The organism is Maridesulfovibrio sp. (assembly GCF_963666665.1).
Classification (GTDB): domain Bacteria; phylum Desulfobacterota; class Desulfovibrionia; order Desulfovibrionales; family Desulfovibrionaceae; genus Maridesulfovibrio.
This window is the reverse complement of record NZ_OY762999.1, coordinates 1,223,399-1,240,481: the sequence shown is the minus strand read 5'-3', so window position 1 is coordinate 1,240,481 and position 17,083 is coordinate 1,223,399. Positions and strand designations below refer to the sequence as shown.

General features: G+C 46.0%; 13 protein-coding genes. 6 read left to right on the top strand and 7 right to left on the bottom strand.

The window, feature by feature from the left end; all coding sequences use genetic code 11:
• Position 1 precedes the first annotated feature (1 nt).
• The 5 genes from ACKU40_RS05490 (at position 2) to ACKU40_RS05470 (ending at position 5,862) form a co-directional block, all read left to right on the top strand.
• Positions 2-1,297, top strand: coding sequence for a phenylacetate--CoA ligase (locus tag ACKU40_RS05490; protein WP_320175515.1), 1,296 nt, complete (start codon positions 2-4; stop codon positions 1,295-1,297).
• A 2-nt stretch (positions 1,298-1,299) separates the two neighbouring features.
• Positions 1,300-1,803, top strand: a complete 504-nt coding sequence (locus ACKU40_RS05485; protein WP_320175514.1) for a DUF456 domain-containing protein — start codon at positions 1,300-1,302, stop codon at positions 1,801-1,803.
• Between the two features lie 106 nt (positions 1,804-1,909).
• Complete coding sequence (gene thrC, locus ACKU40_RS05480; RefSeq protein ID WP_320175513.1) at positions 1,910-3,361, top strand: threonine synthase; 1,452 nt, start codon at positions 1,910-1,912, stop codon at positions 3,359-3,361.
• Positions 3,362-4,105, top strand: a complete 744-nt coding sequence (locus ACKU40_RS05475; protein ID WP_320175512.1) for a TlyA family RNA methyltransferase — start codon at positions 3,362-3,364, stop codon at positions 4,103-4,105.
• Positions 4,106-4,569: 464 nt separating this feature from the next.
• Entirely contained in the window at positions 4,570-5,862 is a 1,293-nt protein-coding gene (locus ACKU40_RS05470; RefSeq protein WP_320175511.1) for an OmpP1/FadL family transporter, read from the top strand.
• Positions 5,863-5,939: 77 nt separating this feature from the next.
• On the opposite strand, the gene ACKU40_RS05465 is transcribed toward ACKU40_RS05470, so the two are convergent.
• A complete protein-coding gene (locus ACKU40_RS05465; protein ID WP_320175510.1) occupies positions 5,940-7,496 on the bottom strand; it encodes a DUF4139 domain-containing protein in 1,557 nt (518 codons plus the stop codon).
• 214 nt (positions 7,497-7,710) lie between these two features.
• Between ACKU40_RS05465 and galE the strand changes: the two genes are divergently transcribed.
• Positions 7,711-8,697 carry a UDP-glucose 4-epimerase GalE gene (gene galE, locus ACKU40_RS05460; protein ID WP_320175509.1) on the top strand — a complete coding sequence of 329 codons (987 nt, stop codon included), beginning with the start codon at positions 7,711-7,713 and terminating at the stop codon, positions 8,695-8,697.
• A gap of 78 nt (positions 8,698-8,775) precedes the next feature.
• Here galE and ACKU40_RS05455 read toward each other — a convergent pair whose 3' ends face one another.
• From ACKU40_RS05455 to ACKU40_RS05430, 6 genes are all read right to left on the bottom strand, one after another.
• Positions 8,776-9,510: a class I SAM-dependent methyltransferase gene (locus ACKU40_RS05455; RefSeq protein WP_320175508.1), complete on the bottom strand. Its 735-nt coding sequence runs from the start codon at positions 9,508-9,510 to the stop codon at positions 8,776-8,778.
• A 10-nt stretch (positions 9,511-9,520) separates the two neighbouring features.
• Positions 9,521-10,345, bottom strand: coding sequence for a thioredoxin domain-containing protein (locus tag ACKU40_RS05450; RefSeq protein ID WP_320175507.1), 825 nt, complete (start codon positions 10,343-10,345; stop codon positions 9,521-9,523).
• Positions 10,346-10,438: 93 nt separating this feature from the next.
• Positions 10,439-10,879: an exosortase system-associated protein, TIGR04073 family gene (locus ACKU40_RS05445; RefSeq protein WP_320175506.1), complete on the bottom strand. Its 441-nt coding sequence runs from the start codon at positions 10,877-10,879 to the stop codon at positions 10,439-10,441.
• Between the two features lie 152 nt (positions 10,880-11,031).
• Complete coding sequence (locus ACKU40_RS05440; protein WP_320175505.1) at positions 11,032-14,610, bottom strand: PEP/pyruvate-binding domain-containing protein; 3,579 nt, start codon at positions 14,608-14,610, stop codon at positions 11,032-11,034.
• Between the two features lie 303 nt (positions 14,611-14,913).
• The gene (locus ACKU40_RS05435) at positions 14,914-15,837 is read right to left on the bottom strand and encodes a biotin--[acetyl-CoA-carboxylase] ligase (RefSeq protein WP_320175504.1); all 924 of its coding nucleotides are present in this window, start codon (positions 15,835-15,837) and stop codon (positions 14,914-14,916) included.
• Positions 15,838-15,942: 105 nt separating this feature from the next.
• On the bottom strand, positions 15,943-17,082 hold the full coding sequence (locus ACKU40_RS05430) for a cyclic nucleotide-binding domain-containing protein (RefSeq protein WP_320175503.1): 1,140 nt from the start codon (positions 17,080-17,082) through the stop codon (positions 15,943-15,945).
• Position 17,083: the final 1 nt, after the last annotated feature.

The window sequence follows — 17,083 nt, the reverse complement described above, 5'->3', positions numbered from 1 at the left end:
AATGTATTTTCATGAAGCCGAAACCCTTGAAAGGGGTAAACTGGAAGAACTCCAAGTTCAAAGATTAAAGAAAACCATCGAGCAGGCTGCAAATTCTCCGTATTATAGTGAAGTTTTCAAAAAAAACAGCATCGATCCTTCTGTCATCAAAACAGCTGATGACATAACAAAACTGCCCTTTACCACTAAAGACGACCTGCGCTCCCAGTATCCTTACGGATTGCTGACCCAGCCGCTGGATAATTTCGTGCGTCTGCACGCTTCTTCCGGTACTACCGGAACCCCCACCGCTGTCCTCTACACTCAGAAGGACCTTGATACATGGGCTGATCTTATGGCCCGATCCATGTATTCAGTCGGCCTGAGAAAGAACGACATTTTTCAAAACATGTCCGGTTACGGACTTTTTACCGGTGGTCTGGGAATCCATTACGGTTCAGAGCGTCTCGGCTGCCTGACCGTTCCCGCAGGTGCTGGTAACACCAAACGCCAGATCAAACTAATCCGTGACTTTAATGTTACCGGACTCCACATTATTCCTTCATTTGCTCTTTATTTTGCCGCGAAAGTCCGCGAGGAAGGTTATGATCCGGCTGAAATGCCTTGGAAAATAGCACTCATTGGTGCTGAGCCGCATACTGAGCACACTCGACGTAAAATTGAAGAACTTATGCACATCAAGGCATACAACTCTTATGGCCTTTCAGAAATGAACGGTCCGGGTGTAGCATTCGAATGCCTTGAACAAAACGGCATGCATGTCTGGGAAGACTCCTACATTGCTGAGATCATCAATCCTGAGACAGGTGAACACGTTGCCGAAGGCGAAGTAGGTGAACTGGTCATGACCACACTTACCCGTGAAGGAATGCCCATCATCCGCTATCGCACCCGAGACCTGACGCGCTTCATCCCCGGTCAGTGTAAATGCGGCCGCACCTCACGCCGTATTGACCGCATCATGGGTCGCGCTGATGATATGCTCATTCTTAAGGGTGTAAATATCTACCCCATGCAGATTGAGAAAATCATCATGGGTATCCCTGAAGTCGGCCAGAACTACCTAATTGAACTGATCAAGGAAGGCCTCATGGACCAGATCAGGGTCAAGGTAGAAATTAAGGAAGAATACTTTATTGAAGATATGCGTGCTTTGCAGGGAATCCAGAAGAAGATTGCCGGAATGCTGCGCGATGAGATTCTGATTACTCCCAGAGTAGAACTTGTACAACACAACTCTATTCCTAAATCTGAAGGAAAGGCTGTACGCGTTGTTGACCTCAGGGATGAGGAATAGCAATGATTACCGCATTGGCAGTTCTGGTAATTCTGCTCATGCTCTGCTCGCTGGCATTGCATGTGTTCGGCCTACCGGCAAACTGGCTGGTCTTAGCCCTTGTGGCTGGCTGGAAATTATACCAGCCGGAAACAATGACTTGGAACTTCATCATAATTCTCGGGGTTATCGCTTTAGTTGGCGAAATTCTGGAATTTGTGGCCCAGTATTTTGGCGGTAAAAAATACGGTGCAACCGGACGCGGCAATATTGGCGCGTTCATTGGAGCAATCGGCGGAGCTATCCTCGGAGCACCGTTCTTTTTCGGACTTGGTGCTCTGCCCGGAGCCCTGCTTGGCTCTTTTGGCGGCTGTCTCGTTTTGGAACTGACCCACGGCAGAAGCTTCGACGAAGCCAAGCATTCCGCATATGGCGCGTTTTGGGGTAAAGCATTCGGCATGGCCATCAAGATCAGCCTCGGAGTCTGGATGTTTGCCATGAGTATTCCCAAAATCTGGCCTGCTTAAAATTTTGATGCGCTTTGCGCTTTTGGGTAAATTGATTTCGTCTCCGGCGGCCAAAGAGGATGATCCCCTTTGGAATCCCTATTAGATTTTTTAGAGAGGACAAACGATGACTCTTGCGAATAACTTTCCTAAATATCGCGGTAAAATGGAATATCATTGTCTGGGCTGTAATGCCCGTTATGACGTGAACGAATTGCACTACACCTGCCCTGAATGCGGTTCTGTTTTCATCCTTGAAGACCTTAATTTTGACGAACTGAAAAAGACCAGCGGCAAGGAATGGCGCGAAATTTTCGATGCCCGTTGCGCGACCAAAAACGACAGCCTCCGTGGTATCTTCCGCTTCTACGAGCTTTTCGCCCCCGTTATGGAAGAAGATGAAATCCTTTATCTCGGTGAAGGCAACACCCCCATCGTTGCATCCAGCCCCGCCCTTAATGAAGTTACCGGAATCAAAACATCGTATAAAAACGACGGTCAGAACCCCAGTGCATCTTTCAAAGACCGCGGCATGGCATGTGCTTTCAGCTACATTAACGCCCTGATGAATAAAAACGACTGGGATGAGATCCTGACAGTTTGTGCATCTACCGGCGATACTTCCGCAGCGGCTGCGCTTTATGCTTCTTACATGAAAGAAGGTGTTAAATCTGTTGTTATCCTGCCTCAGGGCAAGGTTACCCCACAGCAGCTGGCACAGCCTCTAGGCAGCGGTGCTAAGGTTCTTGAAGTTCCCGGCGTATTTGATGATTGCATGAAGGTTGTTGAAAATCTCGCAGACAACTACCGTGTGGCTCTTCTCAACTCCAAGAACGCATGGCGTATTCTGGGCCAGGAATCTTACGCATTTGAAGTTGCCCAGTGGTACGATTGGGATCTTAAAGACAAATGCATCTTCGTGCCCATCGGTAACGCAGGTAACATCACCGCAATTATGGCCGGTTTCCTCAAGCTCTACGAACTTGAAATTATTACCGACCTGCCCCGAGTCTTCGGCGTTCAGTCCGCCCATGCAGACCCGGTTTACCGTTACTACTCCGTTGAAGATCCCAACGAACGCGAATACCAGCCTGTAAAAGTACAGCCCTCTGTTGCACAGGCAGCAATGATCGGAAACCCTGTTTCCTTCCCGCGTGTAAAACATTTTGCTGATAAATTTGAAGCCATCGGCGGCAAGAAAGCATTTCAGGTCGTTCAGGTCAGTGAACAGATGATCATGGACTCCATGCTCCTCGCCAACTCCCACGGTCACATTGCATGCACTCAGGGCGGCGAATGCTTTGCCGGACTTATTCGGGGCAAAGAACTGGGGCTGATCAGCGAAAACGAAAGCGCTGTTCTTGATTCCACTGCACATCAGCTGAAATTTATCGGCTTTCAGGACATGTATTACCAGAACGATTTCCCTGCTGAATACGAAGTTACTCCGGACTCTACCCGCTCCAACAAGCCTGAGCTTGTAATTGAAGGAAGCGAGAAAGAAAAAATGTCCGAAGCTGACTACATTGCAAAGGCAGCAGAAAACGTTGTTTCCATGCTTGGGCTGGAGAAAAAATAAGTGGCAAAAAAGGAACGCGCAGACCAGATTCTTTTTGCTCAAGGGCTTTCAGAAAGCCGGGAGCAGGCCAAGCGCATGATCATGGCCGGACAGGCCCACTATCTCAAGGATGGACAGAAAATACCCGTGACCAAGCCGGGAATGCAGCTCGACCCTGACATTGAAATCGTGGTCAAAGGTCGTGACCGCTTTGTAAGCCGTGGAGGCTACAAACTGCTCACAGCCATTGAAGAACTTGGTCTTGATCCTGAAGGCAAAGTAGCCCTTGATGCTGGAGCTTCCACCGGAGGTTTTACCGACTGCATGCTCCAGTTTGGTGCTGTTCGCGTATATGCAGCAGATGTAGGCTACGGACAATTACATTGGAAGCTGCAACAGGATGAACGTGTCACCAACCTTGAACGTATCAACCTGCGCCATGCCGAGGAAAACCTGATTCCTGAAAAAGTCGATCTGGTAGTATGCGATGTATCCTTTATTTCTTTAACTAAAATACTTCCGGCTTTAGTCCGATTCCTTAAGGAAAACGGAGAGATTGTCTGTTTGATTAAACCGCAATTTGAAGTCGGTCCCGGTCAGACGGATAAAGGTATAGTCCGTGACAAAGCGCTCAGACAACAAGCAGTTGATATGATAGTTAATTTTGCTTCTACTGAACTCGGACTACAGCTCAAGGGTTTAGTCCCTTCAAGTATTAAGGGACCTAAAGGTAATCAGGAATACCTTGCGTATTTTACTCGTTGATTAAATATATCTATATCAAATAAAAAAGGCAGTCACAGAAATGAGACTGCCTTTTTTATGTTAATCAACTTACTTAATATCATTGCAAGCTACATTCAAGATACAATCAGCAAAAAACAACATTAAATACGTTTAAAACAATAGTATTTTAATGTTGCTTTCATTACTAAGCAATTCATTAACACTATTGTTTATACAAGAACACACAAGATTAACATTGTATTACTTGATTTTTACATCATATTAGCCTTAAGTAAATTCTTCACAACAAATAAACATACACACATGTATGCAAATTTGGAACGATTTATCTCTATATTATTTTCACAACAATTTACAACTACGTCAATTTTACTTTACTTAATTTAACATTCAAGATAGTCAATATATGCATTTTCTTGAGGGGATGACTTTAACACATCTAAGTCATTAAGCATTTTCAGCATTTTTTTGAAGGAGTGTATATGAGGACCAAGTTTACAGCATGTATCAGCATGTTGATCATTTTAATGGGATTGGCAACAGTCCCCGGATTCAGCACTAAAGCTGAAGCGGCAGGCTTTGCCATCTACGAGTGGGGATCTCGCGGCAACGCACTTGGTGGAGCTGTGATAGCTAAAGCTGACGATCCGTCTGCTATTGCATGGAACCCTGCAGGCATCACACAGCTGGAAGGAACCCATATTCAGGCCGGTGTAGCCATGATCTCTCCCATGATGGATCTGAGCACCACCTATAATGGGGTCACCACTAAATCCAGCATGACTAAGAACACTTTCTTCCCGCCTAATGCCTACATTACTCACCAGATTAATGATAATATCTGGCTTGGAGTAGGTACCTTTACTCGCTTTGGACTTGGTACTGAATTCGACGAGAAATGGTCCGGTAGATATGCATCCTACAATACCGCAATTGAAAGTTACTCTTTCAACCCCAACCTAGCCTACAAATTCAACGAATATGTTTCTATCGCTGCCGGTCTCGAGTTCATGAAGGTTCGTGCAGACCTCAGAAAGAAGCTCGATGCATCTGGCGTGAAAGACCCAACCACATATACCTTTGATGTAGACCAGCGTATCCTTGTCAACGGATTTACTCCCGGTGCCAACGCAGCTATCCACATCACCCCCAATGACCAGTGGGCCATCGGCCTTTCCTGGCGCAGTAAAATGAGCCACTCTGCATCCGGTTCCGCAAGCTACAACCCATCTGCTGCCGCTGCTGCAGCTCTTCCTAACAGCTTTCAGGACTCTGATGTCAAAATGACCATGAAAACCCCGCATATGGTTTTCGCAGGCGTTGAATACAAACCTTTGGATAATCTGAACTTTGAATTCGACGCAATCTGGTCTCTCTGGAGCGACTACAGCCATCTTACTTATGAATTCGAAAATGTGAACGCAATCGGACGTACCTCAGTTACCTCTGATAAAAAGTGGAATGACGTCTGGAGATTCCAGTTTGGTGTAGAATACCTTCCCATTGAAGACCTCGCTCTCAGAGTCGGTTACTTCTATGACCAGAGCCCGATTCCCGATGGCTACATTGACTACATGCTGCCTACCAGTGACCGTCAGAACATATCTTTCGGTATCGGCTGGAAGTATGAAAACTTCAAAATTGATGCTGCCTACAACTATCTTTGGATGAAAGACCGCACCATTGAAGCAAGACCTACTGAAGGCATTCTCCAAACTGAAATCAGCAATTCACGCACCCACATAGTCAGCCTTGACCTTGGATTTGAATTCTAGTTTCAATATTACGAAAAGCATAAAAAGGCCCGTTCCTGCTGGAACGGGCCTTTTCTTTTTTAAAGGGAGATCCCTCTTTATCTGCCAATCCCCAAATCAATATCCATATCGTCCGGAGCCTTCATTTCAACTCCATAGTTCACAGCATATTTTCCGCCTGCAGGAACCTCTACCAGCCATTCAAAATTATCATCCTTGATTTCTGCCTTCGGCTCAGTGACAATTTCGAGCTTGATACGCTTGTCGCCGGAAACAGGAAAAGGTTCCTGAACCAGAACTTTAACCGGTACCTTCCGGCTATTCTCAAGCTCTAGACTATATTTCCAGCTGTAAGTCTGCTTGGAATTAAACATGCCCTGCTCACCGGATTTCTTTTCAACAGTTTTACGCTCTGCCTTCAGCATAGGATCAGAGCCGAAGAACAATTCCTTTTCCTTACCTGAAAAAGAGAAACGTTTTTTACCGATCATTGTTCCTTCCATAAACATAAGCGCCTCGCCAACAGGATAATCCTTTGCTTCAACTAGTAATGTTTTTGAGGAAACAAACACATCGGGAGTAAGTGATGGACGAGCTATAAATGAAAACTCAGATTTCCATGTTTCACTTTCAACCGCATATTTACGGGTACTACCAGCCGGAATGTTCTTTTTACCCATCTCCCATAAAGAATATGTTGCCTTGCTGACCAGTTTGGGAGCACGCTTGAACATTCTGCTTCCTCCGCCTCCTTCAGGAGCAGAAGATGCCTCCATGGCCATATTCATACTGTCCATGGCATAACGGGCCATTTCCGGCTCAGGCTCAGGCTTGGGTTCAATTACCCAACGTCCAAGCTCTGGGGGTGAAATTCGAGAAAGCTTCTTAACCGTTGCAAGTGCTACATCACAATTCGTGAAATCCAAGCCGCTTCCCTGATAAATTTCCGCCTCAAAGGTAAAGTTTATATTTCCGCTACCGGGGAACGCATCAAGCTTATATTTAGGTATCCAGCCGCAATTGCGAAGCATATAGCCTACTTTGAAATCTGCACTCTTCGCTCCAGTGGAAACCACAGAAACCTTCACATTCCAGACCAGCTTATCGCCACCGGCCATTTCTTTCAGCTGTCGCTGCAAATCATTTATCAGTTCCTGCAACTCATCAATCTTGACCGCAAGTTTTGCTGATTCAGTGTAAAGCTTTGAAAGATTGGTGACTACCTGTCCAGCAACATTGCCCAAATCTGCGGTTTTTATCTGTTGATCGATTCCCCGCTCCTTCCAAAAAGCAATTCCTCCGTCCACGGCCTGCTTCTGCGAAACTACTGTATCTTTCTTAAATTTAAGCTGGTCAATTCTTTTGCCCAACTCAATAGCTGCAGGCGAACGGGACAGATCGCTCCGTGCCCAAGACACATCATTAATTACTACCCCCTTGGAGAGGGAAGCAATGGTGAATGTTTCCGGCACAGCCTGTCCGGAAAGGGTAAACATGGCATAATCACCGTTTACATCATGTTTCAAATCAGCTTTAACTTTGCTGCTAAAATCAGCCCCGGAAGGGTAAAACACAACCCTTTCAGAAGCAGCAAAAGCTGAGCTGCAAAACAAAACACAGAATACCAAAGTCATGCATATAATTCTTTTTTGCAAAACATCATCCTCGGTTAATAATCATTTTTTAATAATTGTAGGTCAAACATCATAGCAGATATTGATCAGGTTCAACAACACTCAAACAGCACCCACTTAATTAGATTTTACCACGCGTAGTCCAAACTAACCCTTTTCTCGACAAATCATGCATTTTGAGAAATAGTCATTGCGTTTGATACTTAATCTACTCATTACAACCGGAGCATAAAAAATGAGCAATAAACTTTCCCTGCTCGTCTGCGGCGGTGCAGGATATATCGGTTCCCACATGACCAGAATGATTGCCGAAGCCGGGCATAATGTCACTGTCTTCGACAACCTTTCCACAGGGCATGCAGAAGCACTCAAATGGGGCAAATTTGTACAAGGCGACTTGCGTAATCCAGAAGACCTTGCAAGACTTTTTGCTGAAAATTCATTTGATGCGGTCTTCCATTTCTCCGGGCTGATCGTGGTCAGCGAATCTGTTGAAAAACCTTTTGAATATTATGACAACAACGTAACCGGAACCCTTAACCTGCTGCAGGCCATGCGCAAATATGGTGTTGATAAATTTGTATTCTCGTCCACCGCTGCGGTTTACGGTGAGCCGGTAATGGAGATGATCACCGAAGAACATCCGCTCAAGCCTCTGAATCCGTATGGCAGGACAAAGCTTCAGGTTGAAGAAATTTTGCAGGACTATGCTATTGCCTACGGACTGGACTCTGTCTGTTTCAGATATTTTAATGCTGCTGGGGCACATCCTGACAGCACAATCGGGGAAGCACACTCTCCTGAAACACACCTTATTCCAAACATCCTGCTCAGCTGCATTGATGAAGGACGCAGATTAAAAATTTTCGGCAGTGAATACCCGACTCCTGATGGAACATGTGTGCGTGACTACATTCATATTCTCGATCTCTGCGACGCACATCTCAAGGCCGTCGATTTTATGAGCAGCACCAAAGGCGCCCATTCCTTCAACCTCGGAAACGGCAAAGGATTCAGTATTCTTGATGTAATCAGATCTTCAAGTGAAGTGATCGGAAGGGAAATTCAATTCGACTACGAACCTGCCAGAGCCGGAGATTCTCCACGACTTGTGGCTGACAGCTCAAAGGCTGCTGAAATACTCAAGTGGACCCCGAAATATGCTGACCTACGCGAAATCATCAAGACAGCATACCGCTGGCATAAGAATCCGGCATTCTAAAATCAAGAACCATACAAAATTAAAAGCTGGAGCATACGCAAACACGTAAACTCCAGCTTTTTTATTCAACACAAATACTTAGCGGGTAATCAATAAGATATCCTGATGGTTCATAGCCTTACGTCCGCACCAGTCACCAAATAGAATCTTCTTGATCTTAAACCCTCTTTGCTCAAACAGATTCCGGGCAAACTTTTCGTCGTAACCGACCGCATCCATAGGATCTTTGGGGTCAGCAGTATAAAAGATTCCGTACTTGAAGAAATCATGCGTACTTTTGCCCTGATCCATCAAAGCATTGGATTCCTCGTTGACCAAAAAGAACGTTGCAAAGATACGCCCTTTATCACTAAGGACCCTATCCATTTCCTTGATGTAGTTCATGATGTCTTCCGGCATCATATGCGTAAACACGGAGTTAAGCATAATCAGATCAAAGCTGTCATCTTCATAAGGAAAGACAAAATCAGCTGCTTTGGTCTGGGCATATGGATTGTAGGTTGAATTAAAGATATCAACCAATTGAAAGTTGAAATTCGGAAATTCAGGAGTTATATTCTCCCTGCACCATTTGATGCCCACTGGAAAAGTATCAAAGCCTTCGTAGCCCCCTTCCTCAGAAAGATATTCGAGCAAAGGAAAGGCAAGACGCCCGATTCCGCATCCGATATCAAGAACCTTCTCATCAGGCCTCAGGTTCAACTTATCCCGGCAAAAGCCAATCATTTTATTCCCGACGGCTCGAAAATTTCCTCCGCCAAAACAAATATGCAAATCCGCAGGCGGATCAGGAATCTTGGTAATATCTCTCATATAACACCGCTTACATCTGATTCAGACAATCTTCGCAGACTTCTCCTTCAGGAGTCTCTGCTGGAACATTTTGAGCTGACTTTTCCATAATCATGTCCACCATCTGCTCAAATCTATCAGCAGGCAGATACCCCCGAACGGAGACACCGTTCACAAGAAATGTGGGAGTGGCATCAATCCCGAATTCTCCGGCCTCTTTTTCATCTGCCAGCAAGAACTCCTGCAACTGAGGGGACCTGAGATATTTCTGGAGCAGGTCAGAATCTACTGCAACTTCTTCCAGAATTTTACCTAAAACTACACCCTCTTTATCTTCATAAAGGTCCTTTTGGCGCTCGAAGGCAAGATCATGAAATTTGTAAGCTTTATCTTTATCAAATTGTGCAATTGCCTCAAAAACAAGAGCGAGTTGACGGGAGCTCTTATGCAAAGGCAAGTGCTTAAAAATAAGCCTGTACTTCTCAGGATGTTCGGCTACAAGCTTGCTTACAACCTTGGCTCCCTTGCTGCAATAAGGACAAAGAAAATCAGTATATTCAACAATTGTTACCGGAGCAGCAGAATTACCAAGCATGGGTCTGTCGGACCAGATACGGGGGTTGAATGGATTTTTGATTTCTGCTGCAAGCATAGCTTCCCGCTTAAGCTTTTCACGCTGATCAATGCCCTGCTCCACAATCGTAAGCATATCCACGCTATTCTCACGCATGGCATCCAGAACAATCTGAGGATTCTCACGAATAACCTCAGCAATCTGCTCTTTAAGCATTTGCTTGTTCACACAACCGGAAACCATCACAACCAGTAAAAGCGCAAGTGCAGTTTTTTTCAGCATATCATCCTCTTCAGCATCAGTTCATTAAAAAACCTCCATGCGGACGTACCGTGGAGGTTTTTTTGAAAATTATAAATTCAAACAGGTTTGGGCTTACTCAGCTCCAAGCCCGGTGACATCCTTAAATGAGTCATCCCTTTTTTCGACCTTTTCACAAAAATCTGAATGAATAAGGTCCGGGTCCATAGTAGGAACGGAAGGTCCACCAAAGGGGGAAGTTATGATGTCATAAACACCTGAAACAACACGCCCCCCTGCATACGCAACGCCTACAAAAAAACCTCCGACATATCCAGCTGCCTGTTCTGCGGGAGCATCATTTTCAGCAGCGAGGTCGACGGCTTGGTTTGGGATCTCCAACGGAGCCGTCAGAATATTAGTCATCCCCCGACCCAATTTGCGCGGAGCCCGATCAGAATAGTTTTCCTCGTTTCCAACATAGTTAGCAGAATTCAGAGAACATCCGCTGAGCAACATTGAAGACAGGGACACTGCGATAAGCAATATTTTTACAAATCTTTTAGATTTAATCATTTTATCTCCTGTTCATAAACATATGCCCCTGCTCCTGTTCTCTGTCAAGACTAGGCGCGTGTTTACAAGACTAATAAAGGCTTCTAAACCGATTTATAACAAAAAAGCCGCTCCCGAAGGAACGGCTTTTCATTATTACTTTTAGATCAGAATTACCATTTTTTCTTGCGCTGCTCTTCGAGAGCTGCATCCTGTTCTTCAAAGGTAGCGAAACCTGCATGATGCATTGCATCTTCAACAGTCTGGTTCCAATCCCAAGCAGAATAGATAACAGGCTTATGGAAGGTACCACGGAAGGTATCCATTTCCTGCCTGATAAAGGCTTCTCTTGGAGAATCCATGTTATCGCGAAGCTGTTCGTTAAGCCTTCTAATCTCACCTTCGTACCAATCCTCGAGATCTTCGGGGGTCTTGTACTTTTTGATGATGTGGCTGTAACCGTTTTCTTCCATGAGGGTGGCAAGGCGTTCGAAATGACGGGCCCTGATCCACTGTCCCAACTCGCTGACCTTGATATTTTCCGCTTCAACGGCTGCCATATCAAGCTTGGTCTGCAGATAGGTATCAGGTACGACAGATGCGGAAACAATCCCGGCAATGCAGACTACACCACGCAGAATCACGCTGTTTGAAACACCCTGTCCGCAGAAACCGATCTTCTTGCCGAACTTTTGTCCGGTGAAGATTGCTGAGAGAATAGCCCAGACAACTGCCGGGTCCTCTTCATCGTAGATATGCTGCAGGCTGGGGTTGTCACGGTCAGTACCGAGTACCAGCTGGGTCATATCGTTGGAACCGATGGAGAATCCATCGACTTCCTTGATGAATTCCTTACTGAGTACTGCGTTACTTGGAATCTCGGCCATAAGGATCAGCTTCAGGCCGTCCTTGCCGGAGTCAAGGTTATGTACCTGAGAGAGATAACGCTTCATGCTGCGCGCTTCTTCAATAGTGCGAACGAAAGGCAGCATGATATGCAGGTTCTTACCGCCAAAAACACCACGGGCCAGCTTGAAGGCTTCCAGCTCCCAATCATGGATATTTCTGGAAACACCGCGATAGCCGAGCATGGGGTTGTCTTCGTAATGTTCAAAGAGCAGACCGCCAAGCAGGTTATGGTATTCATTGGTCTTGAAATCGGTAGTTCTGTAGACAATATCCTTACCATAAAAGGCCATGGCAAACAGCGCCAAGCCCTGAGACAGGGTCTGGATATAGTTTTCCTTACCGGTTCTGAGACCGCGGGATTTAATGATATCGGTAATGCGCTGGCGAAGAGTGGTGACTTCATCCATTTCGGACTTGAGTCCCATCTTAAGGGCTACTTCTTCACGCAGGGCTTTAATCTGTTCGATGTATTCGAGAACCACTGGATTCTCTTTGGCCTTGGCAAGCATCTCCGGCATTTCATCAAGTGATTCAGTACGCTTATAGATAAACTTGGAATCAGCATGTTCACCGGCATGAATACCGAGTACTGAGCGCAAATGCTCTTCAATGTCCACGGAAGTCTTCAGCGTGTAGAGACTTTCAGTGGCATGCTCAAGATAATGGTCGAGTTTTTTATCGAGTTCACGCAGCTTGCGATGCATGGCCAGGACTTCTTCGGTTCCACGGGCGGTATTGGCGTTGGCCATGGAATCCATTTCTTCTGTCAGGCCGGTCAACGCGCCGATGTATCCCCTGAGATTAATGTTCAGGGAAATAAGACCGGAATCAAGCTGGGTCTTCATGACTGTGGTTAACTTCGCATCAAGCTCATCAAGCTTATCCTGAACAAGCTTATCAAGGCTGCCGTTGTCATATGCTTCAAGGGCCAGAGGATGAACTCCCACGTTACCGAGCATAAATTCAGCACGCAGCAGACCTACTTCAAAATCAGGCACTTCTCTCAGACGGGAAAGAAACAAAGACTGTCCCACGTCAGCGAGAATCAAACCGACTTTGGTCTTGGTGGCCGGAAGTTCAGCTACATCAATGGTTCCCCCCACCTCGATTAGAGGCAGTGCACCGCGATAAACCTTACCACGTGAGCCGTCAACAGTGATTTCCTGCCCATCAAGGGAGCGCAGGACTTCAAGTCTCTGGATACCGATAATAGCCGGAATTCCAAGCTCACGGGAGGTAATTGCAGCATGGCTGGTGTCACCGCCAACGTCAGCAAGAATACCGGAGGCAATACGCATTCCCGGAACCATATCCGGGTCGGTGCGTTCAGCCGCAAGGATATCTCCCTTGTGGATTTTGTTCAGCTCAAGAGCGGAACGGAGATACTTAACAGTTCCCTGCCCAGCTCCGCGTGATGCGCCGTTGCCTTCAAGAACCACTTCTGCAGCTTCAAGCTCCTTGGGATTAACCTCAAGCCTGCGCATGAATATTGAATGGGGATGCTGCTCAAATTCCTCGTTCCAACGGGTTTCAGGTCGAGCCTGAACGAACCAGAGACGGTCAGCCGCATCAAGGCAGAACTCGGTATCCATGATCATGCCGCCATAAGCAGCACTGATGGAACGGACGCCTTTGGCTACCTCTTCAGCCTGAGCAAGAGACAGAGCCCAACGGTAGACAGCACCGGGCTGAACTTTTTCAACCTTGGTTCCGCCTTTCTCGCTGTAAACGATCTTCTTATCCTTGCTACCCATGTTACGGACAACAACTTCAGAGCCGTCATCACGCTGGAATACATAAAATTTATCCGGGGTAACCATGCCGCCGACAACAGCTTCACCGAGACCGTAACTGGCATCAATGGAAACAAGATCCTTGCGGTCAGTTCCACGGCAACCGGTTGCGGTATCCGCACTGAAAGCAGTACCGGAAATTATCGGGTTGATCATACGCATTATGCATACGGAAAGAGAGGTGTTCTCAATAGCCCACTCTTTCTTGGCATTTTCGGCAATGGATGTGTCACCGGTATTCTCAGCCAAGGTAACGGCATCGAGAATGGCTTCACGGCGGTAGGTCATGCTGCGCAGGTTATAAGCGGATGCGCAGTCCCAGTGATATGCTTCGGCGCACTGGTCTTCGCCGACAATATTAAGGTAGGTATCCTGAAGCCCGGCAAAAGCCTTCTTACGGCTGTCTTCGCCGGCAGCAGAGGAACGTACGGCTACAGGCTCATTCTCAAGTCCTGCATCTTTGCAGATTGAGAGATATGCTTCCCTGACTGCAACTTCAACGTCCTTGGGCAGTTCCACGGAAAGAATCGCACTCTGAACAAGCACTGATCTTTTACGTAACTGGTCAATTCCTTCAGGAGAGGTCGCAAAACCTTCAACAACGTTATTAATAAAAGTACGCAGCTGAATCTGTGTTTCAGTATGTTTGCTCGCTTCTTCTTTAATTACCTGAGCGATAGAGCGGACAAACTTCTGTAAAAATTCACTGTCACTGTTAACTTCTTCACTGCTCCAGTCCACTGCGTTGTATTCGCTGTCTACGACAGACCTAACAACACTTGCATTGACTTTGGTTTCATCCAGCAGCTTATGGAACGCAATAGATGAAACAGCCCTGAACTGGGGAGATCTGATGCCTTCGACTTGACTGATCAAAGCGGTATTATAGTTCTTTCCGCCTACCAGCAGTTCTGCATCTTCACCGATTTTAACGATATCGGAACCGGTTAGAATCAGCTTACTTTCAAGCTGTTTTTTAGCCTGGGACTTCTTGGGAGCTGCTGTTTCCGCACTTTTATTGGAAACTGCTTCTTCCGTCTTACCAGCCATCACTTCCTCCTTACACATCATTAAAAGATATGCTCTTGGATTTTTTATGTAAAATCCGGGTAAATAAGATAATCAGTAATCGAAAAGAAATTAACAGAATATAAACAGACATAGCACCCTGCTTTGGCAAAAGACAAGGACGCTGACAATAAATGATACTGATTCGGGCGCAAACGAAAGAACTCCGCTGCATTCCGGGCATTGCCGTGATCGGGTGAAAAGCTTCCCTTCAGTTCACCCGGCAACAGGAAACAAATTCCTCAGCAACGCCCGCATGTCAAGCAAAAACAGTATCTAGCTGCATTATAAAGGCATTACAGAACCAGAATATATCTCGTGCTGCTCACCATTGTGATCAACCACGAGTCCACCATCAGAACGCAGACCGCAAATTACACCGCGATCAACTCCTTCAGGACCATCCACTATCTTGACCTCTTCACCGAACCAGACCAGACGGTCTTGAAGCTCGTAGAGAAAATCATCAGTATTCTGCATGGAAATAATCTGCTCGAAATTGCCCCTGAAGTGCTTGATCAACTCAACCCATGTTTCCAGAGGACCAAGCTGCATTGTATCGGTATTAAGCTTTCCGGCAGGAACAGCATGGTCAGCCCTAAGCAAGTTTCTTTCAGGTGCATAAGACAGATTTAAGCCTATCCCAACCATGGTTGCATTTCCACGCTCTTCAATGAGTATACCACCAGCCTTCTTCCCGTCGATTAAAATATCGTTGGGCCACTTAAGCTGGGCATCAACACCTAGATCACGCAATGCATTACAGGTAAGGTAGCCGACAATTAAGGGAAGGATGCGATTCCAGACAGGACGGACTTCACCGGGCTTTACTTCCGGAAGAGAAGGCCACTTAATGGTGCCGTACACATTCCCGGGAGGAGAAATCCATTCTCGACGAACCTGCCCGCGTCCGGTGTTTTGCTCTACCGCCAGAACACTTCCCCAATCAGAAAGATCTTCAAGGGAATTCAGGCGCCAAGCAACATCAAGGCTGGATACACAAGAACCGCATACAGCAACAGGAACTCCGGTCCTTGAACCTGATATCCATGTTGAATAAGTCCTGTATTCAGCAGACTCGCCGTTCCAAGGTCCGAAATTCTCAATATCACGCGCCCATAAAGGGTGGGACTGAAAAATATCTTCCGGATTAGTCTTAGGGAGAGGACTGGAATCCTTACCGCTGATAATAGTAATTCGAGTAATCATGTTTCACTATCCCATGTTCTAAGGCTGATTGACAAGTTTAAACCTGTTTTTACTAATACTTTAGCTTAATTATATTATTAACCAAAGCCAGCGGGATGCGCAACATTATTCTTTCTTCGAAGACTTGATCTCCCTGATCATATCAATGAGTTCTTCTTCCACATCATCAGCTTCGCTCTGGTCAATAGCATCGGACGAACGGGAATCACGGGTAATAGCTGCAGCAATCTTGGTTGATATCGCTGCCAGAATGCGCTTTCTGGCTTCATCACCGGCAATAGCCAGCAGAATGCCAAGCTTGTAGTAGCCAAGCTTGCGGAAAACCAGCTTCAAAGTTCCGATATCCACAAAAATGATATCTTCAACGCCTTCAAGTTCATCAATGGACTTGCGCTTGCGTTTTGTTTCTTTGAAGTATTGAGCGCCCTTCTTCTCAACCCATTTGGAAGTTGCTTCCTTGTGCAACATACAAATATCTTCAGGAAAATCACCTACCCCGATTTTTTTATAGATCATCTCCGGGTCGGAATCGACGATTGCTGAAAAATCATTAATATCAATAAAATCTGACAGAAAAACCTTACCACTGTACTTATTGATATCTTCTGAAAGATTCTTGGCAATCTCAAGGAAATCATCAGGATTAATGATTGTCAGGTAACTCTGAGAGGCGATCTTATTGACTGAAACCATGTTAAATCCTACTGCGGATTTAAGGTGGCGTTCAACATCGTGCTGCGAGCAATTTGTAATTTCGCAATATTCCCGGGACAACTCTTCAAGAGTAATCCCTATAGGCGAATCCTCACGCTTAGGTGCAGTTTTAAAAATACGATGCTTCATATGCAGCAGGCGGCAGAAAGTAAGCCATGAATTATCACTGCGGCTTTCAGAGACAGCACGGTCTGCACGGGCAAGGCGTGAAGCCAGCACTCTGGTCAGATGGAATACTGTAGGATGACTTTTCTTAAGCAGCAGAAGAATCAACCGCGCAGTCAACTCCAGCAAAACGCACTCTGATGCAGCCTCCGCCCCGGCAACCCTTTCACATTTAGAAATGATTGCCATTTCACCAAAAAGTTCACCCGGTCCCAAGGTGGCAAGAATCTGTCGTTTTCCCTTAATATTTTTAACAATATTCACAGTACCGGATTGGATCATGTAAGCAACATGCCCCTTATCGCCTTCCCGGAAAATGACATCGCCCTTAAGATAAGTTTTAGATTGCGGCCTGACTGCTGCCATA